Below are 24343 nucleotides of genomic sequence, written 5' to 3' on the forward strand. Positions count from 1 at the left end.
ATGCCTCGTCCTCCTGCCTATGCTTCCGCCTGCAGCCGCTGTACAGGCTCAAGACTGTGCCGAGCGCTCACGTGTACAGCCTTGCCGAAGACGCGCCCGATACCGATGATGACAGGCTTCGCGGAATCGCGCCGGTCGCTCGCTTCGCCGAGTTCAGAGAGAGGCCCTGCCCATCGATCGTTGCTCCGTGACACGTTCGATACCATCACCGACGGAGTGCTTGGAGAGACACCCTGTTCCATCAGCCGCGTGGCAATCGCCCCCGCCGTTCCTCCGGCCATGTAGAAGATCGCTGTTGTATGGATATCAGCCAATCCGGGCCAGTCCAGGTCATCCGGGAGACGTCCTGTTCTCGCGCATCCAGTCACGAAACGCACGGACTGCGCCATATCGCGATGGGTGAGGGATACGCCCAATGCCGACGCCAGGGCAATCCCGGCCGTAATGCCGGGCACGACATCCACGGGGACGCCAGCCCGTTCAAGGTGCTCAATCTCCTCCCCGGCCCGGCCGAAGATCATGGGATCGCCGGACTTCAGGCGAACCACATGCTTCCCCTGCAAGGCCAAACCAGCCATGAGGTCGTTGATGTCCTCCTGCGCACAGGATGCACGTCCTCCCCGCTTGCCCACGATGAGGCGCTTTGCTTCACGGCGGGCGAGTTCGAGAACGTCTTCTGAAACCAAGTCGTCGAAGAGAATGACATCGGCGGCCTGGAGAGCCCGCACGGCTCTGAGAGTCAGCAATTCCGCATCGCCAGGCCCCGCTCCTACCAAAGTGACGCGACCCTTTGAGTCGACAGGCCGCAACGCGATATACCTGAGAACCTGCTCAACACTTGAACCCAGGGTTTCAGGCGGACGTCCCTGAAACGCCAGATCGGCGAAGCGCTCCCAGAATGCGCGGCGCGACAACCCGGGAGGAAGTTGCTCCATAATGCGCTCACGCATCGCCTTGGCCAGCGAAGCCCAGGCGGCCAGGGAAGGGTGCAGCAATGTTTCAATGCGACGTCGAATGGCCTGACCCAGGATCGGCGCAGCACCGTCGGTCGAGATGCCGATCACGACCGGCGAGCGATTAACCACTGAGCCAAACTGGAAATCGCAGTAGTCAGGCTTGTCGACCACGTTCACGGGAACGCCAGCTTCATGCGCTGCCGCAGCGAAGTCCTCCGCCTCGCCTTCACCTTCGAGATCGGCGACAGCAAGAGCGGCGCGATCCAGGATCCCTGATGTCCACGCTCTTCGGTGGAGGGCGAGGTGACCGCCCGCCGCTCCGCGGGCTAGCAGGGTCTCCATCTCCGCACAGACCTCGAGCGCATAGACATCGACATGCGCCCCCGCAGCCGCGAGAAGCTCCGCCTTCCAGGCCGCGCCAGGCGACCCGCCCACGATCACGGCGCGTCTGCCGCGCAGGTCGAAGAACACCGGCAGCTTGGAAAGGCGTCCCATGCGTCCGGGCTCAGCTTCGGACGGCTTTCTGAACGGCTGCTGCATCACTGACCTCCGGACGTCGATACCGAAACAGGTCGTCCACACCGGTCACAAGGACCTTGCCTGAACGCGAAGAACGCCGCGTGATGAACCGCATACCGCCGTTACGGTACTGCAGTCTATCATACGACGTCGTTGTCGAAAAAATGCCTTCTGAAAGGCACGCGCCGTCGATCATCGTTGATCGACGCTGTTGATCAAGGCGGGCTAAGACTTCATTGTCTGACCAAGCCTCGGGAGAAGGTTAGCATTGCGCAGAGATCGCTCAAGTAGATTGTTTGTGCACGCTGCGCCTAATGTCTGTGCTCGACTGCATATTTCGCCACCAGCGCAGCCTAAGTCCTGCGGATCCCGAATCCGCTCACGTAGTCTGGAATATTGCCCGGGTCGAAAGCACGCCTATCAATGAACGCATCCGCGGCTATGTTCTCGCCTGCAGCTGAAACGACAGTCGAACTTGAAGCAACACCTTCGATTTTGCTGTCCATGGCGGGAACAGCCGTTGTCGAGCCTGCGAGCACGCGACGATAGATATCCGGGCGATAGGCACCTTCAACCTCGGACAAGCTGACATCGTCGTAGGCGACCTGCCCCCAGCGGACCATTTGACTGTAGATCCACCGAGCCTGACTGATCCAGGGAAAGTTCGCGGCCTGCCCGTGGAATATCAAGTATTTCTCGATTGATCGGATCCTGCCGCAAGGATCGACGGTGAGATCTCCCTTGAGAAGCCGCAAGATCATATCAGTTGAAACGCCGACATAAGCCGGACTGCCCAGCATCTCGGCCAAATGACCATGATTGTCAGGATCGTCGCACCAGCGGGCTGCGGCATCCAGTGCCACGATCAGCCGCGACAGGGTCTCCGGATTCTTCTCTGCCCAGTCTGGACTGATACCCAATACCTTCTCCGGAGCGGATGGCCATATGTCGGCCTTCGTGGCAACAATTCGGCCCACACCCTTCTCCACGGCGATGATGTTCCAAGGAGCATTGACGCAGAATCCGTCGATGGTTTGGGCCGCCATCGCATCCGCCGTGAGCGGCGGAGGGACCACGGTCATCATAACGTCGTTGTCCGGGTCGATGCCGCCCGCCGCAAGCCAGAAGCGGAACTCGTAATTGTGCGACGAGAAGGGGTAGGTCACGGCGAATACGAGGGGCTTACGCCCCTGGTTCTTCCTCAGCTTGATGACGGACTTCAGTGCGAGGGCGTTTGCCAGTGCATGCTCCGACCCATCGAGGCCAACAACGGCCTGCATCTCACGATACAGCTCAAGCGAGAGCGTTATGCTGTTGCCTCCTCGTCCAAGGGCAAAGGGGGTAAAGCAACGGTACGGATGCGAGCCGAGACCCAGCTGGGAAGCAACTGGCATCGGGCTCAGCATGTGAGCGACATCGAACTGTCGGAAGGCCAGCCGGTCGCGGATATTCGACCATGACACCTCCTTCACGAGTTGCAGACGAATGCCCTCGCGTCGGGCAAAACCCTGTTCCTCCGCCGCAACAAGCACCGCCATGTCGAGGAGCGGGATGAATCCGGCGCGTACCAGCCGCTCCGGCGATCGCCGGGCTGTCTTTCCGGTGGGCGTTACGTCCGTTGGCTCAGTCTGGGTTACCGGATGGTCTCCGGATGAATGCGATTCCCACACGCGTTTACTTCTCCAGAAGAGAAGCTGTCGTGACAACGCTCTGCGCAATATCGACAAGCTTCTTTTTTTCGTTCATGGCCGTTTGCCTAAGAAGGGCATAGGCCTCCTCCTCCGAAAGTTGCCGAGTTCTCATGAGAATTCCCTTGGCGCGCTCAATCATCTTGCGGGATGCCAGCTCGTTGCGCGCAGCCGTCAGCTCGCGCTGCAGACGGTCGAATGCATTGAACCGGCTGATCGCTATATCTACGATGGCCTTCACCCGCTCCTTGCGTAATCCGTCAACGACATAGGCGGATACACCCGCTTCGACCGCAGCCTGGATCATGCCGTCGTCGGAACGGTCGACGAACATTGCCACCGGACGGGAAACGAGTTTGGAAACCTGAAACATTTGCTCGAGCACATCACGACTAGGATTTTCGATCCCGATGATGATCACATCCGGGTCGACGATGCTCAGCCGGCGAAGCATGTGAGTCATCGTATCGATGACTTCCACGTCTGCCACTCCGGCATCACGTAGTCCGTCAAGGAGAATAGCGGCCCTGATGCAATCTTCTTCGATGATTGCTACGCGAAGTGGCCGCTGACCTGTTTGTGCATCTCTGATCAACTTGTTGGCAGCCCTCAGAACCGGTCCTCACATGAGACACGAAGCAAGTTTTAGGCCAAACGCATCCGCTGGAGCTTACTGTACTCCGAGGGCGCCCTGCCCAAATTTTAGGCATCTTCAGACAATAAGTAGACTGGCTGCATGAGAGATGCGGCACCGGCATATATGGTAAGCGCTGTTGCTGATGTCATATGGCGCCCACCGGTTGGCATTGCGCGGATAAGGATCTCCTAGCACCGGCGTGGTCACAGTACTAACAGCGGACGCACTGGGGCAAACTCGGTCACCCGACGGGCTCACGCGGCAACGGCGGCTGCAGACTTCCACAACGCCATGGTATTGAGGCGGTGAAGACGAGTAGCACGAGCAAAGCAGCGAAAACGGGGCGGAACGAAAATATCGCGGGCGGAAAAGAACACGCTGGCAAATTTCTGCAGGACTCCGGTGTTCGGTACCCCTGCATTGCCCGCCCTGGTCAGAGCAGTGGCAGATGGGAATTCTCCGCGCGATTGTTGAGCCCTTTGTATACGCGATCCTCAACCGCAGGTCTGATCTGGCGCCAGGCAGCAGCATAGGATCTCAACTTGTCGGTGATCAATAACTCAGGCGGGCAGCTCTGCTTCTTTAACAGCCGCTTGAGCAAACGCTTGGCCGTCTTGGCATCACGTCGCACTTAGACGATTTCGTCGATGACATATCCGTTGTGATCCACAGCCCGCCACAACCAGTGCTTCTGGCCAGTAATTGTAACTACCGTCGTCAACGACTGAGTCCGAACCTGTCGATCTTCTTATTCGCGTTCCTACCGCTGTTCGTGGAGGCGCCCGATATCAACCATATAGGGTGGATGCTGGAACCTAGCCTGGCTCGCCGGCATGTGACGTCCGCCCTCAGGTGCTGGCCCTGGGTGCGCCGTGTCATTGAGGCTGCCGGTGGGGCGCTTGGCGCAAGGCTCGTTCGGACGAGCGCTAGGGGGCGCTGCCCCTTTATGAGGATTGACCCTCAGCCAATACGTGACGTCCCTTGCACTTGTGGCGAGCCACTCAACCGTGGCCGCTGTGAGCACACTTGCAACTGCTGTTCTGAACTCGCTGACCGTGAAGGGTTTGCGCAGAACGGAGCCTGATCCGCCTGGCATGCTCTCGGCATACCCATTGATCAACCTATGCCAATTGAAGTCCGGCCCCTTGCCTCGAACTTCAGGTGGTGAAAAGGACTCGGTGGGAGCCGCGCATAAAAGATACCGATACTTGAAATGCCAGCTCTGCCCATCAAAGCTTCATCCTGATCAGAAGAAGGTATTGGCAACCTGCGACCAACCTCAGCCGCCATGGCCCCGCCTCCTCGGGGTAACGGAACTTGGCAAGCAGAAGGGGCGACTTGTTATCGTGCAAGTCTCACAAACTTGGGTGACGATCCCCTCGGGAAAATCCGTCATCGTACGGCTTGAGCAGGTCGAGCGACGGCTTCCGTAACCCCCATACGCTTTGGAATAAGACGGGAGAGTTCGTCCGCCGCACCTGCAAGCCGGGCGAGAATGCAGGCATCGGTTAGAATTTGCCTGACCCCGTCACCACTTGCGGTGAAATCGGCCTCCGATGCATAAACTGCTGTAGGTACGGTCAGGGCAGCAAAGAAACCGAACAATGGTCGAAGCGCGTGCTCAACCATGAGCGCATGGCGCAGTCCTCCTCCCGTGGCGGTGAGGGCCACCGGCTTGCCCGCCAGTCGCCCTGGATCGACGAAGTCGATCAGGTGCTTGAACAGGCCGGTATAGGCCCCCTTGTAGACGGGCGTGCCCACAATCAGCGCATCTGCACTCTCGATCCCGTCGATGATGCGCGCAGCCGGCAGCGGCAGATCGCTTCGCGTCAGTGCTGAGCCGAAGCCCGGACCAGCATCAAGGACATCGTAGACCTTCAGGTCGACGGGCACCCGGCGTCCGACTTCAGCACCGAGTGCCTCCGCGAGGACGCGACTGCGTGAGGGCCGGCGAAGGTTGCCGCAAAAAATGACGACGCTCGGTCGGCTCATCATTGTCTCCCTGTCAGGCCGGCTGGGCTTTAGTGGAAGGCGTCGACTCGCCCAGAGAGAGCATCAACCTGTTTGCCCAGTTGAAGAACGCTGCGCCATTGATCACGTCCACGATCTCCAAATCATCGAGCCCGGCCACCCGCAATGCCTCGATCTGCTCGTCACCGAACGTGATCGGCGTGTCGGCAAGCGCGACCGATGCGTTGATGATCGCGTTCCAGCGGGGGTCGATATACGCCTCCGCACCCTCATCCAGAAGCCGCTGAATGTCGACGCCCCGCTTTGAGTACTGCGTCGCGAACCGGGAATGGACAGAGGCGCAGAAGATGCAGCCGTTGTGGCGCGAGGTCGCCGTCGCAGCGAGTTCCCGCTCGGCTCGGGGAAGGCCGTTGCTCGTGTTGTAGAAGATATCCTTGTCGGTTTTCGTCCTGGCCTGCAGGATATCCGGATCGCGAACGAGCAGAAGGAAGTACGGGGACTTGGCGCGGGACGCGTCGACGAGACCGGCCCAGTGCCTGTCGGTAAGCTGGTCGGCCGGGAACGGCTCAAGCCAAGGCACCCAGCCCAACTCGTCCTGCGTGAACGCGGCGGGCTCCCGATTTTTGGGGTACGACAGCGTTGTCTCGCTCATGGAATGATCCCCTCTCAAACAGTGCCGGACGCCAGAACGCCAGTGAAGATCTGCACGAATTCCGCATCGTTGGTCTCGACTGCGGACGCGCCCGCAAGGGCCCGCAGTCCCACGACGACGCGGATCTGGAAGGACAGGAAGGCGACGAGTTGCGACAGAGTCACAATATCCGTGGTCGACCAGCCGGCGTCGAGGAGCTTCTGCAGGGCGGCTGGACTCGCGTCGCGCGGATGGAAAACGAGCAGATGCGCGTGCTCTAGCGCCGCGACAAGCCGGAATCCCAGGTTCTCTCTGTTGCTTGCAGAGACCTGGTAGACGGGCCCCTCCTTGTCCTCGACGGTGAGCGGGCCCTGCGGATACCGCCCATAGGGCCCCTCGGCCGAGCCTCGGACGATCTCCGCCTCGATCATGCCTGTCAGTCTGGGATGTCCAAGCTTCTGCAGGGAAGCTGCATAGAACCCAACCACATGCGGCTGGCGGTGGAGCCCTGCCACGAAGGTGGCGATGGCGAAACGCTCGAGCGTCGTGACGTTGCCGGGGACCTCCGGCTCGAACAGCGCGAGATAGCTCTTCTGCGCGTTCTCACGCGCCTGCGGCCGCTGATCGCGTAAGCGGTCGAGGCTGGATCCCGGCCGGATGCCCGCCAGATGATCGATCACGTCCGATATGATGGTGCTCATGGGCTTCTCACATTTCGTTGGTAGCGTGGCGGGTTCAGCGCACGAGGGCGACGCGCTTTTCGGGTTTCGCCACTGGGTTCTGCCAGCCGAGGGCTGGGGCAACCGCGCTGGCGATCAGCTCGATCGAACGCAGGATGTAGTCGTGCGGCGGGTCGACCGAGTGGACCTGGAACACGAGGTCCGTCACCCGCGGCAGAGTGGTGTCACGGCTTAGGCTTTCGAGCACGTCCTCGGGCGTGCCGACATGCGTGTCGAGCGCAGCTATGATGTCCGTCAGGCTGCCGCCTGGAATCACGTGCCCCTTGGCGGCGAAATCGGCCACGGCGCGACGCAGCCCTTTCTCCGCGAGGCGCAGCGCCTCCTCCCGGCTGTCGGCGACGAACAGCGAGCGCGAGGCGACGATGCGCGGCTCCCGGCCGGCTGGCAGTGCTTCAAGGTAGGCATCGATGATGGGATGCTGAATGTCGGCCAGAGAGGCGCGCGGCACGTTCTTGGGCCGGGGCTGCGTGCGCGAGAGCATGAGGCCGTCGCCGGCCTTGCCGGCCCGAATGCCGCCGCCGACCGAGAAAGTCGCCTGCCAGACGCGGTTGTTGAGATCGGGAAGGGCCGGATAGAGGGAGTCGCCACCCTCGAAGCATCCGCCGCTCCAGGCATTGCGCACGATAGCGAGATTGCGGTCGTAGATCTCCGAACGATTGGCGCTGTCCAGGCCGAAAGCCGTAAAAGACGAAGGCGTGCCACCGGTCCCGACACCCACCTCAAGACGGCCGCCCGACAAAAGGTCCAGCACGACCGTGTCTTCCGCTACACGGACGGGGTTCTCGAGCGGCAAGGTGATGATTCCCGTACCGAGCCGAATGGTCGAGGTTCGCGCCGCCACATGCGACAGGAACACGAGCGGCGACGGGAGCCCGCCTTCCGCCTCGTGGAAGTGGTGCTGAGCCACCCAGGCGGAGTCGAATCCGTTTCGCTCCGCATGAATGATCTGCTCGGCCGCGAGGCGATAGCGCTCGCCGGCACTGGCCTCGTCCAAGAGGCGGGTGAAGAACCCAAGCCTTTTGCCATGTGAGGAAAGTATCATCGCTCTGCTCCAATTGTTCTTTCGAAATCAGTGGCTGTCAGTGTTGCGCTGTCCGGGGATCGCGTCGATGAGCTCGCGCGTGTATGCGCTGCCCGGACGCAGGAACACGTCCTCAACAGGGCCGCCGTCGACCTGGCGGCCGTTGTGAAGAACCGAGACCGTATCCGAGACCTGGCGGACCACGGCGAGATCATGAGAGATGAAGAGGTAGGTCAGCCCAAGGCCTTGCTGGAGTTCGTCGAGCAGGGCCAGGATTTGCGCCTGCACGGTGACGTCGAGGGCCGAAACAGCCTCGTCCAGTACCAGCACCTGCGGATCGAGCACGAGCGCGCGGGCGATGGCGACGCGCTGCCGCTGCCCTCCGGAGAGAGCGTGCGGCAGACGAGCGAGAACCGATGGCGGAAGACCGACCCGATCAAGAATGGCCCGAACCTTCCTCGCCCGGTCCTCCCTTGGCAAGGGATCGAAGTTCAGGAGCGGTTCCTCGACGATCTGGAAGATCGTCTGCCGCGGATCAAGTGAGGCGAAGGGGTTCTGGTAGACGAGCTGGATCGTCTTGCGAAAGCGGCGCAGGTTCTCGCCGCGCAGTGACGTCACATCGATGCCGTCGACGAGGATGCGCCCCGCCGTAGGCTTCTGGAATCCCACGATGCTGCGCGCAGTCGTCGTCTTGCCGGAACCGGATTCGCCTACGATGGCGTGGGTGGTCCCCCTCTGCACGGTAAAGGACACGCCATCCACCGCGCGGAGAACACTCCGTCGGCCGCCGACAGTGAAATCCTGCACCAGATTCTCCACGACAATGGCATCGTCGCCCCCCCTGACGCGCTGGGATCTGACCCGGGAAGCGGTGCGGACATGGCTCAGCGAGGGCGCATCGGCCAGAAGCTGTCGCGTGTACTCGCTGCGTGGCGATGCGAGCACTTCCGCAGTCGGACCCTGCTCCTGAATACGCCCGCCTTTGAGCACGACAATGTGGTTCGCCCGGTCGGCCGCAACGCCCAGGTCGTGCGTCACCAGGAGCACGGCCGTGCCGTATTCGCTGCGCAACTCATCGATCAGATCGAGAATTCGCTTCTGCACCGTCACGTCGAGGGCGCTGGTAGGCTCGTCGGCAATGATGAGCGCCGGACGCAGCGCGATCGCAATGGCGATCAGGACGCGCTGGCGCATGCCGCCCGACAGCTCGTGCGGATATTGCCTCGCGCGCAGCTCCGGTTCGGAGAGGCCGACGCGCGACAGAAGCTGGATCACGCGTGCGTCAATCTCCCTCCGGCTGCCGTGCCGGTGGATCTGAAGCACCTCGGCGACCTGGGCGCCTATGGTCTTGATCGGGTTGAGCGAACTCGTAGGATCCTGCGGGATCAGGCTGATCTTGCTGCCCCGGATAGTATCGAGCTGCTTCTGCGACCAACCCGCGATGTCGGCGCCGTTAAGCCGAACCACACCGGATTCCAGTTTTCCGTTCTCGGCCAGGAGGCCAATCACGGCCTGTGCTGTGGTGGTCTTTCCGGAACCCGATTCGCCCACGAGCGCTACGACTTCGCCCGGACGCACCTGGAGCGAAACGTCGTGGACGACCCGCTGGAACCCGTCGCTGCCACGATAGCTAACCGCAAGGTTGCTGATCTCGAGAACCGGCGGCTTCGAGACATCCGCCGGTTCAGACCTGATGTTGACGGCAATCGTCATCCCCTGCCCTTTCCAAAGGACTGGCTGATACGGTTCGCTGACAAGACGACGAGAATCACCACGATGCCAGGCACGGTCGTCAGCCACCAAGCCCGAGCGAGATAGTTGCGCCCCTCGGCGATCAGCAGGCCCCATTCCGGCGTGGGCGGAGGTGCGCCATAGCCGAGGAAGCCCAAGGTGGAGATGGTCAGGATGGCCCAGCCGAGCTGCAGGGCTGCGAAGGCGATCACAGAGGTCAGGGAGTTCGGCAGGATATGGCGCAACAGAACACGGCTGAACGTCCCTCCACTGCCGAAAGCCGCCTCGACGTAATCGCTGGCTCGGACTCGAACCACCTCGGAGCGAGAAAGTCGTGCAAAACTGGCAATCGACGTGATGCCAACCGCGATTGCGGCATTCACGATGCCAAAACCCAGCAAGATGACGATGCTAAGCGACAGGAGGAGCTGCGGAATTGACAGAAGCACGTCGACAGCACGCATGATGGCTCCGTCGATCCTGCCACGGGCCGATCCCGCGACGATTCCCAGCGTCGTTCCTACCACGAGGCCGACACCGACGGCTACGAGGGCTCCCGAGAGCGAATTGCCCGCGCCGTAGATGATTCGGGCGAGGAGATCGCGCCCCAGCGCATCGGTGCCGAGCCAATGTTCGGCACTCGGTGCGCGAAGCTGCTGGCGAGCGACCCCAACCGTGGGGCTGTAGCTGGTGAACCATTGTGGAAAGAGCGCCCAGAGCACGACGACAGCCATGACGAACCAAGCCAGCACCAGGCCAGGCTTTGCGCTTTTGATTCTCTTCAGCCACCGTGTCGCCGATACGGCGCGTCTCTCTCTCGGAAAGGAGTTTTCAATGATATCTGCGTCACGCAGCAGGCTGCGTCCGATCATGTTCAAGCCGGTCATGCGACAGCTCCTTGTCTCACCCTGAGCCGGGGATCGAAGACGGGGTAGAGCAGATCTACCGTGAGGTTGATGAGCACGAAGGCGGCTGCCGAAAACACCACAATCGCTTGCAGCACCGCGATGTCCTGATCGTTGACGGAGCGCTGCGTCAGCCCGCCAAGGCCATTGAGACCGAACACCGCTTCCGTGACGACCGCGCCGGCGAGAAGCTCGCCGAACAGGATACCCCCGATGGTGAGCGTCGGCAGAAAGGCGTTCTTCGCCACATGCTTCCACAGGACCCAGCGATGGGACGCACCCTTGGCGCGGGCGACCGCGACGAAGGGCTCCGTCAGCACGTGGTCGATGTTGCGCATCAGGATCTGCGCAAGCGGCGCCGAGATCGGAACCGCGAGTGTCAGAACGGGAAGGATCAGGGCCTCCCAGGGACCCGGGTTGATCACAGGAATGAGCTTGAGCTGAAACGAGAAGACCTGGATCAGCAGAATCCCCAGCCAGAACACGGGCGTAGAAATAAAGAACGACGGAATAGACTGAATGAAGTAACGCAGCCACCCAAGCGGAGACAATGCCGAGAGGGCTGCGAGCGTGACCGCAAGGACGACCGACAGCAGAAGGCCCAGCGTGGCGAGCCACAGGGTTGGCGGCAGGTTGGCGAGAATCAGCTCGCCGACGGGAACGCCCGCATGAATGGAATAACCGAAATGGCCCGTGAGGAAGTTCGCCACGGTATGGAAGTACTGCACCGGCAACGGGCTGTCCGCCGCATAGGATGCGCGGATTTCCGCGATCTGCTCTGGGCCCAAGCCGAGCTCAGGGTTGAGGAACTTGATGAGAATGGCGTCGCCCGGCAAGGCCTGCAGCAGGACGAATGAGATCGTGAACGCAGCCCAAAGCACGAGAGCCGCCTGCCCGATCCTTCCAATCACGTATCGCGACATGAGAGATCCTGTCCAAAATCGAGACGATGCACGAGGGCCGGGTGTAGTGCGTCGGCTTGAGACTTCCTCAGCGGCGCGGGGCCAGCCAAGTGCTGTAGAAGCTCGGTCGGCCGACCGCTTCGAACGACACATCCTTTACGTAAGGAGCGGCGGCAAAGGCCTGCGGCTCCTCGAAGACCGGAATGGCATAGGCCTGATCGATCACGTAGTTCTGGACCTCGCCCGCGATTGCCAGGCGCTTGACACGATCCGGCTCGGAGGCGAGCTGATCCAGGAGTGTGTTCAGCCGCTCGTCGGCAAAAGCCTGCACCTTGTCGCTGTTGCCGCCCTTCTGCAGCAGAACGTTGCGATTGGTCGGATAGTACTGGCTCTTGATCACGTCGGGATCCGCGCGGCCGACCATAGCAGGTGAGACGGGCGCCTTGGCAGGATCGAGATTGTTCACCGCTGCGCTGCCCGAGTCCGCCGTCAGCACGTTCAGCTTTACCCCAATCTTCTCCCATTGCTGGGCGATCAGCTGCAGCGTCTCCTTGTTCTGGGGCTGCGGCAGGGACTCGTAGGCTGACAGTTCAAGCATCCGGCCATCCTTCTGGCGCCAGCCGTTCATGCCGGGCTTCCAGCCTGCCTCGTCGAGCAACCGCTTGGCCTTCTCGATATCGTAGGCAAGCTTCGAGGAGAGATCGACATATCCGAGTGCTGTCTTGGCGATGATCGAGGTCGCCTTCGGGTAATTGGTCGAGAATAGGGTCGAGACGATCTCGTCCGTGTTCGTGGCGTGGAGCAGCGCGCGACGAACCCGAACATCGGCAACGAGCGGATTGTCTGGGCGGAAAACAACGCTGTTGTTTACGCCACGGGTCGAAGGCGCATAGATCAGGTATCCCTCGTCCTCGACCTGCTTCTCATCATAGGCCTGAATCTGGCGGATGATATCGGCCTGCCCGGCCAACAGAGCGCCGATGCGCACGCTGTCTTCCGGCGTGACGATATACCTGATCTCGTCGAGATACGCGCGGCCCTGATGCTTGAGTTTGGCTGGTCCCCAGTTATAGTCGGGACGCGCTTTGAGCGTGAGCTCGCGCCCGAGGGTCTCCCGAGCAACTACGAAGGGACCCGAGCCGATGATCTTCGTGGCATCGCCCAAGGCCTCGTAGGGCAGTGCAAGAGTCTTCAGGGACACGAGGCCGGATCCAATCACGGACGTGCCTTGCAGGAAGCCAGGCGACGGCTTCTTGAAGTAGAACTTTACCGTGTGCGGATCGATGACCTCGCTGCGGTCGTAGTTGTTGATGACCTCCGAGATCGGCAGCTTCAACTCTCTATTGCCGCGTCCGAACGTGTCGTAGTTCTTGGCCACAGCAGCCGCATCGAGCGGTGTGCCGTCGGAGAACGTCACGCCTTTTCGGATTTTGAAGGTGTATTCCGTCGCGTCTGCATTCACCGTCCAGGACTCGGCGATCCAGGGCTCGATCTCGAGCGTCTTGGGATTCTGATAGGTCAGCTTGTCGGTGATCTGGTTGAGGATTCCGCCATTCGGGTAGAAACCTCCCGCAGGAGGATAAAGGTTCGTGTGAGCCTGCTGCTCAAGATAAATCAGCGTGCCCCCCTGTACAGGCTTGCTCCTGTCGTCCGCACCTGCGGCTTGTGCCGCTCCCCATCCACTTGTCCCGGCCAGGAGCGTGGCTCCGAGCAAGAAGGCAAGACCGGCTCTCTTCCTGAAGCGTCGAATGATGAACACGTTTTTCCCCTGCACGATTGTCGAATGACCTACGAATTATCGTGGCGAGAAGGCACACAATGCAACGGGAATGTTCTTTTTTTAGAACGAAAGAGAGAAGTAAAAGATTCTCTCAACCTGACCCACCAGAGAAAAATTTATCCTAACGTCGCGATGTCCGATCTAGCGGCTCAGGAATATCGGTCGAAAAAGGGGCTTGAACACCGAAGAATGTTCTTTATAAAGAACAATAGAAACCAAGCATGAGACTTCCTCGAACAAGTCTCCCGGAGATGATTGTTCTATGCTCACTGGGGTCTAATATGGACGCGACGGATACCAAGATCCTGATGCTACTGCAGGAAAATGCCGCTATCTCGATCGCCGAGCTCGCCCAGAGGGTAAATCTTTCCCAGACCCCATGCTGGAAACGGGTTCAGCGCCTGGAGGCAACCGGTGTCATTCAAAAGCGCGTTGCTCTTGTTGACCCCGACAAGATTGGCTTAGGGCTAACGGTTTTTACCTCCATCGAAATCTCCGATCACTCAGGGCAGGGTTTGCAGCATTTTGCCAACATAGTTTTGGCCATGCCAGAGGTGATGGAGTTCTACCGAATGGCAGGAGATGTAGACTATATGCTGCGCGTTGTCGTGCCTGACATGCCTGCCTATGACGCCTTCTACAAGCGCCTCATCGATGCAATCCCGCTCAAGAACGTGACTTCACGCTTCGCCATGCAACGGGTCAAATTCACAACAGCTTATTCTCTAACCGCTTCTGGACGGTAACTGAGGATCAAGCCGCCTGCAGACCACGGATTGTCGCCTGTATTCTCACGGCATCGACACTCTCGCGCACGAATACCGAAATCCGGTCTTGAAGCACAGGATTATTGATGCATCCGCCTGCATAGGAGCGTTCGGACACGAACACACCGGTCGGCAATGTTTGTGCATTGAAGAACCCGAAGAGGGGGCGAAGCTGGTGATCAATCACGAGTGCGCGCCGGTCGGACCACCCATTGCGAGGAGCGCCACAGACACACCTGCAAGCGATTTGCAATCGATGAGATCGACGAAATGCTTAAAGAGGCCTGTGTAGGAACCTTTATGGACGGGCGTTCCGATGAGGAGGAGGTCTGCCTGCTCCACGGCCCGCAGTGCTTCCTCAAGCACGACGACGCTTACTCGCGGTTTCTCACCATCAAATTCGGCTGCCTCGGCCTTCTTCGGCGACGTCTCCACACCGCACCTCAATACCTTCCAAGCTGCGGCCCATATCCACCTTTGCCCGGGCACGAGCTTGACGATGCGCCACCAAACAGCTCGAACTCGGCTCCAGAGCCGGAGCAATCAGGCAACCACACCGATCCCCCAACTCTGAAAAGCTCGGAGCAGACCACCAACGCTCTATCTGGCTGACGAAATTTAATACCAGCTACCAGAGCGGTCGTTTAGCCTGTGGATCTGAGCGTAGGTCATTATACTACCATTTGGGAACACTGCGGCGAAAGCAAATCCAAATTCAAAGCGCTTCCTCAATACCTATTGACCTGAAACCTATAAACCCTCACTATGACATAACTAATAATACTAATACATAATTATAGAGCAAGAGGGTGACCATGAGGATCAGAGAAGCGCTACTGTCGGGCTTGGCGATACTCGCATCAGGCCCAGTTCTGGCTCAATCAGGTGGAGGGGTCGTCAATGTAGCGACGATCGGCGAGCCACCGACTCTCGACCCTATGGTATCCACGGCCGATTTGGTTGGTATTGTAACCCAGCACTTCTTCGAGACGCTGTTCACCTTCGACAAGGATTGGAAGGTCACGCCACTTCTGGCAGCGTCGCTTCCCGAGGTCACCGAGAGCGGTAAGGTCTATACAATCAAGCTGCGGAACGGCATCAAGTTTCACGATGGTTCCGATATGACGTCCGAAGACGTGGTCGCCTCGCTCAAGCGCTGGATGGAACAGGGCTCGCGCGGCAAGCAGGTCGCCGGCAATGTCGACAAGCTCGAGGCCGTCGATCCGTCGACTGTACGCATCACTCTCAAGGCGCCCTACGCTCCTCTCCTGGCGCTCCTGGCCTTTAACAATTCCGCGGCGGTAATCATGCCGTCGGAGAAGATGGACGTGCCGATGAAGGATCCGGTCGGCACGGGTCCCTACAAGCTAAAAGAGCGCAAGCCAGACCAGTACATCCAGCTCGTCCGTAACGATGCCTACAAACCGCTCGACGGTGCCGCGAACGGCTATGGCGGCGCGCGTAAGCCGGTCCTCGACGAGATCCGGTTCGTGCCAGTGCCCGATCCGAACACCCGCGTCGAGGGCGCGATCTCCGGACAGTTTGATTACGTAGATTCCATTCCGGTCGAATCCTATGACCGGATCAAGAATCTCCAGACCTCGAAGCCTGTTATCCTCAAGCCGTTCGGCTGGCCCGTCTTCGTGATGAACACGAAGCAGGGCGTGATGGCCAACACCGACGCCCGCATGGCCGTGCGCCTGTCTCTCAGCATGGAGGACATGCTGGCCGCTGCCTTCGGCAACCCCGAGTTCTACTCCCTCGACGGAGCCATGTATCCCAAGGGCTATGTGTGGAACACGGATGCTGGTGTCGAAGGTCGGTACAACGTCGCCGATCCGGACAAGGCAAAGGCGCTCCTCAAGAAGGCCAATTACAACGGCGCACCGCTGCGCATACTCACCAGCCGCCAATACGAGTTCCACTACAAGATGGCCCAGGTGGCAGCCGAGTACCTGAAGCAGGCCGGCTTTGCGGTTGATCTGCAGGTGGTCGATTGGGCAACCCTGACCCAGCGGCGCGGCGATCCGGCCCTGTGGGACATCTACATCACGCACAGCCCGTTCCTGCCGGAGCCGGCCCTCATCGGCCAGCTCTCCGAGAGCTCGCCCGGCTGGTGGTCGACGCCCGCACGCAAGAAGGTGGTCGATGCCTTCAACATGGAGAGCGATCCGGCGAAGCGCCCTGCCCTCTGGGCCGAAGTTCAGAAGGTCATCTACGACGAAACGCCCAGCATCAAGATCGGCAACTTCAATGCTCTGTCGGCCCAGTCTCCGAAGCTGGAAGGCGTCGTGCCAGCGCCCTGGCCTTACTTCTGGAACGTGTCTTTGAAGAAGTAGATGCACGGTAAGCTGGGGAGCGCTTCTCTCCGCGCTCCCCAAACATTCATTTGATGCAGATCGATCCATGAGCCGCTACATCCTCCAACGCTTGCTCGGCATGCTGGCCGTGATGTTCGTGGTCGTCACGATCGTATTCATCATTGTGCGTATTGCCCCCGGCGACCCGGCCGCCGTCATGCTCGGCCCCGACGCAACGGCCCAGGACGTGGCGGCCCTGCGCGCCCGGCTCGGTCTCGACCAGCCGCTCATCGTCCAATACGGCATCTTCTTCGGGCAGCTGCTGCAGGGCGATCTCGGTGAGTCGATCTTTCTCAATCGTCCCGTCCTCTCGGCCCTGGCAGATCGCGCCGAGCCGACTTTCTTCCTCACGCTGTTCTCCATCATTATCGCTGGGCTGATCGCCATTCCTGTCGGCATCCTGTCGGCCTACTGGCGCGGCTCGCTGTTCGATCAGGCTTCCACGACGCTGGCCATGCTCGCGGCCTCCATTCCGAGCTTCTGGCTCGGGCTGCTGCTGATCCAGTTCTTCGCCGTGCGCCTAGGCCTGTTCCCGGTCTCCGGTTATGGCGGCCCCGGCGCCGGGCTCGGCACGCGCCTGTCTCATCTCGTGCTTCCCGCCCTGTCGCTGGGCATCGTGTCATCGGCCCTGATCCTGCGCTTCACGCGCGCCAGCATGCTCGACGTCCTGAACGACGATTACGTGCGCACCGCCCGCTCCAAGGGCATGGGCGAGTTCCAGGTCGTCATGAAGCACGCCTTCAAGAATGCACTCATTCCGGTTCTAACGGTGATCGGCCTCACGGCGGCGCTTCTCGTATCGGGAGCCGTCGTGACCGAAACCGTGTTCGGCCTTCCCGGCGTTGGAAATCTCGTCGTTTCGGCTGTGCTGCGGCGCGATTACCCGGTCATTCAGGGGGCCCTGCTGATCGTCGCTGCGCTCTACGTTCTCATCAATTTCCTGATCGACATGCTCTACCTGCTCGTCGACCCGCGGGTGCGCTACTGATGGCCGCCGTCAGCGCCCCCACCGTCTCGGAAGCGAGCTTCGTCTCGCGGCTTGTCACCCGCAAGACCGTCATGGTCGGGCTTCTCATCCTCGTGGTCGTCGCGGCATTGGCGATCCTGGCGCCGTTGATCGCGCCGTACTCGCCGAGCCGCCTCTCCGTGGTCAACCGGCTCAAGCCGCCCAGCGGCAGCTACTGGTTCGGCACGGACGAGTTCGGCCGCGACGTGTTCAGTCGGACGATCTATGCCGGCCGGCTGTCGCTCCTCGTCGGCGCATCGGTCGTGGCATTCGCAGCTATTTTCGGTGTCACGCTCGGCCTTGTGGCCGGCTTCTTCCGCCGCCTCGACACGCCGATCGCCCGCATCATCGACGCCATGATGGCGTTTCCGGACATCCTGCTGGCGATCGCACTCGTCGCCGCCCTCGGCCCGTCCCTCGTCACCGTCATCGTGGCGCTCGGGATCATCTACACGCCGCGCTTGGCTCGAATCGTGCGGGCCTCCACGCTGGTCATCCGCGAGCTGCCCTATGTCGAGGCGGCACGGGCGCTGGGGGTGCCGACCTGGCGCATCATGTCCCGGCATGTGCTGCGCAACCTTGTGTCGCCCATTCTCGTGCAAGGCACCTTCATCTTCGCCTATGCCATGCTGGCCGAGGCCGGCCTGTCCTTCCTGGGCCTCGGCGTGAGTCCAGAGGTGCCGACTTGGGGCACCATGATCGCGGCCGGACGGCAATATATCGGTCAGGCAGACTGGATGACGCTGTTTCCCGGGATCGCGATCATCCTTTCCGTTCTTTCACTCCAGATGGTCGGCGACGGATTCCGCGATCTTCTCGATCCGCGTTTGAGAAAGGATCTTTGATCTCATGACGTTCCAAGAGGACTCCTCGCCCCTTCTGATTTCGGGCGTGAAGCCGGTTGGCTTCGGCAGAGGCGTGCCGCAGGAGGCGACCGACATCCTGATCGGCGGCGGCGGAAAGATCGTTGGGGTAGGCAATTCCCTGCAGATGCCAGAAGGCGCCCGCCGCATCGATGCCAAAGGCGCCTACATGTCGCCCGGCTGGGTCGATCTGCATGCCCATGTCTGGCATGGTGGCACCGACATTTCCATCAAGCCGCAGGTCTGCGGGATCGAGCGCGGCGTAACGACCATCGTAGATGCGGGCTCTGCGGGCGAAGCCAATTTCCACGGCTTTCGCGAATACATCATCGAGCCGGCCAAAGAGCGCATCAAGGCCTTCCTCAATATCGGATCCATCGGTCTCGTCGCCTGCAACCGCGTGAGTGAACTGATCGACATGCGATCCATCGATATCGACCGCACTATCGCGTGCGTCGAGGCCAACCGCGACATCATCATCGGCATCAAGGTGCGCGCGAGCGGCGTCATCGTCGGCGCCTGGGGCATCACGCCCGTGAAGATCGCCAAGAAAGTCGCCAAGATTCTCAAGCTGCCGCTGATGGTACATGTGGGCGAGCCGCCGCCGGTGTTCGACGAGGTTCTCGAAGTGCTGGGGCCCGGCGACGTGGTGACCCATTGCTTCAACGGCAAGGCCGCGGCGAACATCATGGAGGACGAGGACCTGTTCCAGCTGGCGCAGCGCTGCGCCAACGACGGCATCCGTCTCGATGTCGGCCATGGGGGCGCATCGTTCTCGTTCAAGGTGGCGGAACTCGCGGTTCAGCGCGGCCTCCTGCCCTTCTCAATCTCGACAGACCTGCACGCGCGCTCCCTCGATAATCCCGTCTGGGACATGGGCACGACCATGTCGAAGCTTCTGTCGGTCGGCATGCCGTTCGAGGCCGTCATCGACGCCTCGACTCGCGCCCCGATGGAGGTGATCGGCCTTCCGACAGAGAACCTTCTCTCCCCCGGCACACGGGCCGAGTTCACATTGTTCGAGGTCAACGACAGCAATCTGCATATCGTCGATTCCATGGGCTACAACGCGCATCTGCCGCGGCTGATCGAACCCGTCTGGACGATCCTCGGACAGGAAGCCGTCAAGGCGAGCCGCTACGTCCCGCCGCGGAAATCCGCTCTGGAAAGCTCGGCCTGTCCGCATTGCGGGTGGATCAACGCCCGATGACGGAGCTTCCTGACCATATCGTGCTCAAGGTCTCGGACCTGCGCACTCACTTCGAACTCGGCAGCCGGGTCGCCAAATCGGTCGATGGCGTGAGCTTCGACGTGAGGCGCGGCGAGACGGTTGCGGTCGTCGGCGAATCCGGTTCGGGGAAATCCGTCGCGAGCCTGTCGATCATGCGCCTCCTGTCTTCTCCGGGCCGCATCGTGGGAGGAAGCATCCTCTACCGCACGAGCCAGGGTCAGGTGATCGACATCGCGACCCTGCCGGAGCGGAAGATGCGGGCGATCCGCGGCCGGGAAATCGCTATGATCTTCCAGGAGCCGATGACGAGCCTCAACCCCCTCTACACGGTCGGCGACCAGATCGTGGAGATGATCCGACTGCACGAACCGCTCTCGATGGCCGAGGCCCGCCAGCGCGCCATGAAGATGCTGGAACTCGTTGAGATTCCGGCCGCAGACCGCAGGCTCGACGAGTATCCGCATCAGATGTCGGGCGGCATGCGCCAGCGCGTGATGATTGCATTGGCCTTGTCCTGCAATCCCAACCTCCTGATCGCCGACGAGCCGACGACCGCTCTCGACGTGACGATCCAGGCGCAGATCCTCGACCTGCTCCGCAGGCTGCAGCGTGAGATCGGCATGAGCATCCTGTTCATCACGCATAATCTCGGCGTGGTGGCGGAGATCGCCCATGACGTCGTGGTCATGTATACGGGCCGTGTGGTCGAGAAGAGCCCCGTCGCGAGCCTCTTCGAGCATCAGAAACATCCTTATACGCGCGGCCTGCTGGCCTGCATCCCGAATGCATTGCGCGACCGCGATGAAACCGGCGGGAGGCTGCGCCTCAATCCTATTCCGGGTAATGTGCCTCCTGTGACGGCGCTCCCGCCGGGATGCAGCTTCGCCCCGCGCTGCTCCTACCGCATCCCGCTCTGCGACGAGGCTCCGCCGCTCATGACGGCAGGTCCCTCGCATCTCAGCCGATGCTGGAGGCATGAAGCCCTATGAGCAGTGAAACCCTCCTGAGCGTCCAGGGCCTAACCAAGCAGTTCCAGACCCGTAGCGGCACGGTAAAAGCGGTCGATGGCGTCAGCTTCGACGTGAAACGCGGCACGATCGTCGGCCTCGTCGGCGAGTCCGGATCGGGCAAGACGACGGCCGGCCGGTGCACGCTCCGTCTCGTCGAACCCAACGACGGGAAGATCGTCTTTGACGGTGTCGATCTGCGCATGCTGTCCGAACGGGAAATGCGAACCTACCGCAGCAGGCTCCAGATCATCTTCCAGGACCCGTATTCAAGTCTCAATCCCCGCCTCCGGATCGACCAGATCATCGGCGAAGCGATCGATATTCACCGGCCTGTCAGGGGCAGCGCCCGGCAGGACCGGATCGCCGAACTCCTCCAGCGCGTGGGTCTCAGCCCCGATGCAGCGCGCCGCTACCCGCACGAGTTCTCCGGCGGACAGCGTCAGCGCATCGGGATTGCGCGTGCTTTGGCCGTCGAGCCCGACTTCATCGTGGCCGACGAGCCTGTCTCGGCGCTCGATGTCTCGGTGCAGGCACAGGTTCTCAACCTGATCCAGGATCTGCAGCAGGATTTCGGCTTGACGATGCTCTTCATCGCGCACGACCTGTCGGTAGTGGAGTATATCTGCGACGAAGTCGTCGTGATGTATCTCGGACGCGTCATGGAGCGCGGCCCTAGCCGCGAGATCTACGCAATGCCGCGCCATCCCTACACGCAGGCACTCCTCTCCGCGGCGCCGCTGCCGGACCCGAAGGCGAGCCGTCAGCGCATCGTCCTGAAGGGCGATATTCCGAGCCCCCTCAATCCACCGTCCGGTTGCGTGTTCCGGACACGCTGCCGATTTGCCGTTGGGGCCTGTACCGAGATCGTCCCGCCCCTGAAGGACGTCGGCAAGAACCACTCCGTCGCCTGCATCCGTCACGGCGATTCTGAAGTGATTTCTCAAGGACTGACATTGTGAATGAAGTTCAATATCTGACTGCGTCAAACCCTTACGAGCGCCTGAAGGAGCTGGGCATTGCGCTGCCCAGGCCTCCGAACCCGATTGCCAATTTCGTCACACATGTTCAGGAAGGCAGCCTTCTGTTCCTGTCCGGTCAAGGACCGCAGGAAGCCAGCGGCTATCTCCATACCGGCAAGGTCGGCCTCGACGTCGATGCGGATGAGGCTTACGAGCATGCCAAGTTGACCGGCATCAACCTTCTCGCTGTCATGCAGGATGCGCTCGGTGACCTGTCGCGCGTCAAACGGGTCGTGAAGATCCTCGGCATGGTGAATGCGGCGCCCGATTTCGGCGAGCACCCCCGGGTGATCAACGGCTGCTCCGATCTCATGATGGCCGTCTTCGGAGAGGCTGGCCGTCACGCCCGCTCGGCCGTGGGCTTCGGGTCCCTGCCCAACAACATCACGGTCGAGGTCGAAGCCATTATTGCCATTGAGGAATGAGGCGTTCCTGCATGCCTGGATTAACGCCAGCCCAACGTCACCTCGATCCGCTCGGCCGCCTTCCGGACCGCAGTGGTATAGCGGTCGCGGTCCTGCACGACCCGATGCTCCGGCAGCACGATGGAAATTGTCGCGATGCATTCGCCCGAAGGCTGGCAGATCGGCGAGGCGATGCAGGCCACAGAAAAGTCCGACTCGTTGATCTGGATCGACAGGCGATCCCTGAGCGCAGCCGCGGAGGCCTCGGACAGCGCCTCCGGGTTCGTGTTGGCACGCCCCGTCGGCGACACCTTCGAGGCATGGCGGAAGATTTCCAGTCGCTCCTTGTCGGGAAGATGACCGAGAAGAAGGCGTCCGGACGCCGTCCAGTTCAGCGGCACGCGCGAGCCGACCTTGGACGTAACACGGAAATGCCCGGGTCCGTCGGCCATAGCCATCACCACCATGTGGTCCCCGTCCCGACCGCAGATCTGGACGGTTTCCTCCACCTCTCGGCACAGGTCTTGCATCTCGTGCGTGGCGACGTTCAGGAAATCGAGGGATTCGGCATAAGCCAATCCGTAGTGGTACAGGCGTGGCCCGAGCCAGACCGTGCCGTCGCTGCGCCGCTGCAAAAGCCGCTTCTCCACGAGGTCCTCAATGATCACGTAGACCGTCGAGAGAGGCGCTCCGATCGCCTTGGCCACCGCATAGGCGCCTGCGGGTTTCATTTCCGCCTGCAGGAAATCCAGGATCTGCAAGGCACGATCGATGCCGCTGACGCGGGCGCCGCGGCTGCGCTTCTCGGAAACGGGCGCCTCGGCACCTTCGGAAAACTTGGTATCCACTGGATCTTCTCCCGGATCTTCAGAAATTGCGGTCCACCGTCACGACTGGCAGCATCCCGTCAGGCAATTCCCTAGTAATGGAATATAAGCCATTCCGGCAATATAAAACATAGAGACAAACAGCCCCATGACCCAGAGAGACATTCGCCCCGACCTCGGCCTTCGCTCCATTATCAACGTGTCGGGCACCATGACCTCGCTCGGAGCGTCCATAGTTGTGCCTGAAGCTATCGCAGCCGTCTCGGCGATCCTTCCGCAGTTCGTCGAGATCGGCGACCTGCAGAAGAAGGCCAGCCGCGTGATTGCACGCCTGTGCGGCACCGAGGCGGGCTTCGTCACGGCCTCCTGCTCGGCCGGGATCACGCTGGCGGTTGCGGGAGCCATGACCGGTTGCGACCTTGCCGCGGTTGAGCGGCTGCCAGATACGGATGGCCTCAAGAACGAGGTGCTGCTCATGACCGGGCACATGGTCAGCTATGGTGCACCTGTCGAACAGGGTATCCGTCTTGCGGGCGCGAAGGTTGTTCCGGTCGGTCAGGCCACCTCGGCTTACGGATATCAGCTCGACGGCGCCATCAACGAGCGCACGGCCGCCGCGGTTTACGTCGTCTCGCACCATACGGTGCAATACGGCCTGATCCCGCTTAAGGAATTCGTCGAAATCTGCCATGCGCGGGGCGTGCCGGTGATCGTCGATGCCGCATCGGAATACGACCTACGGGGATTCCTCGCAAACGGCGCCGACATCGCGCTCTACTCTTCGCACAAGTTTCTCGGCGGCCTGACCGGCGGTATCGTGGCCGGCCGAACCGAACTCGTGCGCGCCACCTACATGCAGAACATGGGCATCGGCCGCGGCATGAAGGTCGGCAAGGAGGGCATTCTCGGCACCATCGCGGCACTTGAGGCCTGGGAGAAGCGCGACCATGCGGTCATCCGCGAGCGAGAGACACGGTACCTGGAGCTCTGGGAACAGACCCTGTCCGGTCGTCCTGGCGTGACGCCGATCCGCGAGGCCGACCCGACCAACAATCCGCTTGATCGCCTGAAGGTCGCCATCGAGCCCAAGGGAGCCCACATCACAGCCTGGGATCTTGCCGATGCTCTCGCGTCCGGGCGCACGCCGATCATCGTCCGCGACCACGAGGTCGAGCACGGCTACTTCTATCTCGACCCGTGCAATCTCCATCCCGGTCAGGAAACGATCGTGGTCGAACGACTCGTCGAGGAACTGGAGAAGGCCCGTCAGTCCAACGAGATCATTGCAACACCCCTTGAGGCGCGCCGCAACCGGTTGGCGCAGGCGATGATGCGCTGGCCCGACTGAGCGGGAGAGCGGAAATAAGGCGGCAGC

At 61.2% G+C, this 24343-nt stretch carries 23 protein-coding genes and 1 pseudogene; 9 read left to right on the top strand and 15 right to left on the bottom strand.

Annotated features, from left to right (window positions below; all coding sequences use genetic code 11):
• Window positions 1–17: 17 nt before the first annotated feature.
• The 12 genes and pseudogenes from cysG to GR303_RS20430 all read right to left on the bottom strand — a co-directional run bounded on the left by cysG (window position 18) and on the right by GR303_RS20430 (window position 13397).
• Complete coding sequence (gene cysG / locus GR303_RS20370; protein ID WP_161725331.1) at window positions 18–1496, bottom strand: siroheme synthase CysG; 1479 nt, start codon at window positions 1494–1496, stop codon at window positions 18–20.
• A 332-nt stretch (window positions 1497–1828) separates the two neighbouring features.
• Window positions 1829–3145 (bottom strand): CmpA/NrtA family ABC transporter substrate-binding protein, encoded by a 1317-nt coding sequence (locus tag GR303_RS20375; protein WP_343038481.1) that lies wholly within the window; start codon window positions 3143–3145, stop codon window positions 1829–1831.
• A 4-nt stretch (window positions 3146–3149) separates the two neighbouring features.
• A complete protein-coding gene (locus GR303_RS20380; protein WP_343038482.1) occupies window positions 3150–3644 on the bottom strand; it encodes an ANTAR domain-containing response regulator in 495 nt (164 codons plus the stop codon).
• Between the two features lie 410 nt (window positions 3645–4054).
• A pseudogene (locus GR303_RS25500) lies at window positions 4055–4512 on the bottom strand (DDE-type integrase/transposase/recombinase); the annotation flags it as partial.
• Window positions 4513–5192: 680 nt separating this feature from the next.
• A complete protein-coding gene (locus tag GR303_RS20395; RefSeq protein WP_161725336.1) occupies window positions 5193–5792 on the bottom strand; it encodes an NAD(P)H-dependent oxidoreductase in 600 nt (199 codons plus the stop codon).
• Between the two features lie 13 nt (window positions 5793–5805).
• The gene (locus tag GR303_RS20400) at window positions 5806–6423 is read right to left on the bottom strand and encodes an alkylhydroperoxidase domain protein (protein WP_161725337.1); all 618 of its coding nucleotides are present in this window, start codon (window positions 6421–6423) and stop codon (window positions 5806–5808) included.
• A gap of 14 nt (window positions 6424–6437) precedes the next feature.
• Entirely contained in the window at window positions 6438–7103 is a 666-nt protein-coding gene (locus GR303_RS20405; RefSeq protein ID WP_161725339.1) for a CMD domain protein, read from the bottom strand.
• 34 nt (window positions 7104–7137) lie between these two features.
• On the bottom strand, window positions 7138–8184 hold the full coding sequence (locus GR303_RS20410; protein WP_161725340.1) for a putative FMN-dependent luciferase-like monooxygenase: 1047 nt from the start codon (window positions 8182–8184) through the stop codon (window positions 7138–7140).
• 27 nt (window positions 8185–8211) lie between these two features.
• The gene (locus GR303_RS20415; RefSeq protein WP_161725341.1) at window positions 8212–9876 is read right to left on the bottom strand and encodes a dipeptide ABC transporter ATP-binding protein; all 1665 of its coding nucleotides are present in this window, start codon (window positions 9874–9876) and stop codon (window positions 8212–8214) included.
• Window positions 9873–10781 carry an ABC transporter permease gene (locus GR303_RS20420; RefSeq protein ID WP_161725343.1) on the bottom strand — a complete coding sequence of 303 codons (909 nt, stop codon included), beginning with the start codon at window positions 10779–10781 and terminating at the stop codon, window positions 9873–9875. Before GR303_RS20420 ends, GR303_RS20415 begins: the two co-directional genes overlap by 4 nt.
• Window positions 10778–11722, bottom strand: a complete 945-nt coding sequence (locus tag GR303_RS20425) for an ABC transporter permease (RefSeq protein ID WP_161725344.1) — start codon at window positions 11720–11722, stop codon at window positions 10778–10780. The genes GR303_RS20420 and GR303_RS20425 overlap by 4 nt, the downstream gene beginning before the upstream one ends.
• Before the next feature lie 67 nt (window positions 11723–11789).
• The gene (locus GR303_RS20430; protein WP_246205720.1) at window positions 11790–13397 is read right to left on the bottom strand and encodes a TIGR04028 family ABC transporter substrate-binding protein; all 1608 of its coding nucleotides are present in this window, start codon (window positions 13395–13397) and stop codon (window positions 11790–11792) included.
• A 365-nt stretch (window positions 13398–13762) separates the two neighbouring features.
• Here GR303_RS20430 and GR303_RS20435 point away from each other — a divergent pair, with 365 nt between their 5' ends.
• Window positions 13763–14227: an Lrp/AsnC family transcriptional regulator gene (locus GR303_RS20435; protein ID WP_161725347.1), complete on the top strand. Its 465-nt coding sequence runs from the start codon at window positions 13763–13765 to the stop codon at window positions 14225–14227.
• A gap of 7 nt (window positions 14228–14234) precedes the next feature.
• Here GR303_RS20435 and GR303_RS25240 read toward each other — a convergent pair whose 3' ends face one another.
• Both GR303_RS25240 and GR303_RS24910 read right to left on the bottom strand, forming a co-directional pair.
• Window positions 14235–14435 carry an NADPH-dependent FMN reductase family protein gene (locus tag GR303_RS25240; protein ID WP_281408849.1) on the bottom strand — a complete coding sequence of 67 codons (201 nt, stop codon included), beginning with the start codon at window positions 14433–14435 and terminating at the stop codon, window positions 14235–14237.
• Complete coding sequence (locus GR303_RS24910; RefSeq protein WP_343038483.1) at window positions 14432–14683, bottom strand: NAD(P)H-dependent oxidoreductase; 252 nt, start codon at window positions 14681–14683, stop codon at window positions 14432–14434. Before GR303_RS24910 ends, GR303_RS25240 begins: the two co-directional genes overlap by 4 nt.
• A gap of 380 nt (window positions 14684–15063) precedes the next feature.
• Here GR303_RS24910 and GR303_RS20445 point away from each other — a divergent pair, with 380 nt between their 5' ends.
• The 7 genes from GR303_RS20445 (at window position 15064) to GR303_RS20475 (ending at window position 22162) form a co-directional block, all read left to right on the top strand.
• The gene (locus GR303_RS20445) at window positions 15064–16587 is read left to right on the top strand and encodes an ABC transporter substrate-binding protein (protein ID WP_161725349.1); all 1524 of its coding nucleotides are present in this window, start codon (window positions 15064–15066) and stop codon (window positions 16585–16587) included.
• A 67-nt stretch (window positions 16588–16654) separates the two neighbouring features.
• Complete coding sequence (locus GR303_RS20450; RefSeq protein ID WP_201752163.1) at window positions 16655–17596, top strand: ABC transporter permease; 942 nt, start codon at window positions 16655–16657, stop codon at window positions 17594–17596.
• Window positions 17596–18459 (top strand): ABC transporter permease, encoded by an 864-nt coding sequence (locus GR303_RS20455; protein ID WP_161725350.1) that lies wholly within the window; start codon window positions 17596–17598, stop codon window positions 18457–18459. Before GR303_RS20450 ends, GR303_RS20455 begins: the two co-directional genes overlap by 1 nt.
• A 4-nt stretch (window positions 18460–18463) precedes the next feature.
• On the top strand, window positions 18464–19687 hold the full coding sequence (locus tag GR303_RS20460) for an amidohydrolase/deacetylase family metallohydrolase (RefSeq protein WP_161725351.1): 1224 nt from the start codon (window positions 18464–18466) through the stop codon (window positions 19685–19687).
• A complete protein-coding gene (locus GR303_RS20465; protein WP_161725353.1) occupies window positions 19684–20697 on the top strand; it encodes an ABC transporter ATP-binding protein in 1014 nt (337 codons plus the stop codon). The genes GR303_RS20460 and GR303_RS20465 overlap by 4 nt, the downstream gene beginning before the upstream one ends.
• Window positions 20694–21677, top strand: a complete 984-nt coding sequence (locus GR303_RS20470; RefSeq protein WP_161725355.1) for an ABC transporter ATP-binding protein — start codon at window positions 20694–20696, stop codon at window positions 21675–21677. Before GR303_RS20465 ends, GR303_RS20470 begins: the two co-directional genes overlap by 4 nt.
• Entirely contained in the window at window positions 21674–22162 is a 489-nt protein-coding gene (locus tag GR303_RS20475) for an Atu1372/SO_1960 family protein (protein WP_161725357.1), read from the top strand. The genes GR303_RS20470 and GR303_RS20475 overlap by 4 nt, the downstream gene beginning before the upstream one ends.
• Before the next feature lie 20 nt (window positions 22163–22182).
• On the opposite strand, the gene GR303_RS20480 is transcribed toward GR303_RS20475, so the two are convergent.
• Window positions 22183–22989: an IclR family transcriptional regulator domain-containing protein gene (locus GR303_RS20480; protein WP_161725359.1), complete on the bottom strand. Its 807-nt coding sequence runs from the start codon at window positions 22987–22989 to the stop codon at window positions 22183–22185.
• A gap of 127 nt (window positions 22990–23116) precedes the next feature.
• On the opposite strand from GR303_RS20480, the gene GR303_RS20485 reads away from it, so the two are divergent.
• Window positions 23117–24316 (top strand): aminotransferase class V-fold PLP-dependent enzyme, encoded by a 1200-nt coding sequence (locus GR303_RS20485; RefSeq protein ID WP_161725360.1) that lies wholly within the window; start codon window positions 23117–23119, stop codon window positions 24314–24316.
• The last annotated feature ends 27 nt before the right edge of the window (window positions 24317–24343 follow it).

Source organism: Microvirga arsenatis (assembly GCF_009910705.1).
In the GTDB taxonomy this organism is placed as follows: domain Bacteria; phylum Pseudomonadota; class Alphaproteobacteria; order Rhizobiales; family Beijerinckiaceae; genus Microvirga; species Microvirga arsenatis.

What these genes read in the sequence shown, in the direction of transcription:
- cysG (WP_161725331.1), bottom strand. Translation starts at nt 1,496, where the DNA reads ATGCAGCAGCCGTTCAGAAAGCCGTCCGAAGCTGAGCCCGGACGCATG.
- GR303_RS20395 (WP_161725336.1), bottom strand. Translation starts at nt 5,792, where the DNA reads ATGAGCCGACCGAGCGTCGTCATTTTTTGCGGCAACCTTCGCCGGCCC.
- GR303_RS20400 (WP_161725337.1), bottom strand. Translation starts at nt 6,423, where the DNA reads ATGAGCGAGACAACGCTGTCGTACCCCAAAAATCGGGAGCCCGCCGCG.
- GR303_RS20405 (WP_161725339.1), bottom strand. Translation starts at nt 7,103, where the DNA reads ATGAGCACCATCATATCGGACGTGATCGATCATCTGGCGGGCATCCGG.
- GR303_RS20410 (WP_161725340.1), bottom strand. Translation starts at nt 8,184, where the DNA reads ATGATACTTTCCTCACATGGCAAAAGGCTTGGGTTCTTCACCCGCCTC.
- GR303_RS20415 (WP_161725341.1), bottom strand. Translation starts at nt 9,876, where the DNA reads ATGACGATTGCCGTCAACATCAGGTCTGAACCGGCGGATGTCTCGAAG.
- GR303_RS20420 (WP_161725343.1), bottom strand. Translation starts at nt 10,781, where the DNA reads ATGACCGGCTTGAACATGATCGGACGCAGCCTGCTGCGTGACGCAGAT.
- GR303_RS20425 (WP_161725344.1), bottom strand. Translation starts at nt 11,722, where the DNA reads ATGTCGCGATACGTGATTGGAAGGATCGGGCAGGCGGCTCTCGTGCTT.
- GR303_RS20435 (WP_161725347.1), top strand. Translation starts at nt 13,763, where the DNA reads ATGGACGCGACGGATACCAAGATCCTGATGCTACTGCAGGAAAATGCC.
- GR303_RS20445 (WP_161725349.1), top strand. Translation starts at nt 15,064, where the DNA reads ATGAGGATCAGAGAAGCGCTACTGTCGGGCTTGGCGATACTCGCATCA.
- GR303_RS20450 (WP_201752163.1), top strand. Translation starts at nt 16,655, where the DNA reads ATGAGCCGCTACATCCTCCAACGCTTGCTCGGCATGCTGGCCGTGATG.
- GR303_RS20455 (WP_161725350.1), top strand. Translation starts at nt 17,596, where the DNA reads ATGGCCGCCGTCAGCGCCCCCACCGTCTCGGAAGCGAGCTTCGTCTCG.
- GR303_RS20460 (WP_161725351.1), top strand. Translation starts at nt 18,464, where the DNA reads ATGACGTTCCAAGAGGACTCCTCGCCCCTTCTGATTTCGGGCGTGAAG.
- GR303_RS20465 (WP_161725353.1), top strand. Translation starts at nt 19,684, where the DNA reads ATGACGGAGCTTCCTGACCATATCGTGCTCAAGGTCTCGGACCTGCGC.
- GR303_RS20470 (WP_161725355.1), top strand. Translation starts at nt 20,694, where the DNA reads ATGAGCAGTGAAACCCTCCTGAGCGTCCAGGGCCTAACCAAGCAGTTC.
- GR303_RS20485 (WP_161725360.1), top strand. Translation starts at nt 23,117, where the DNA reads ATGACCCAGAGAGACATTCGCCCCGACCTCGGCCTTCGCTCCATTATC.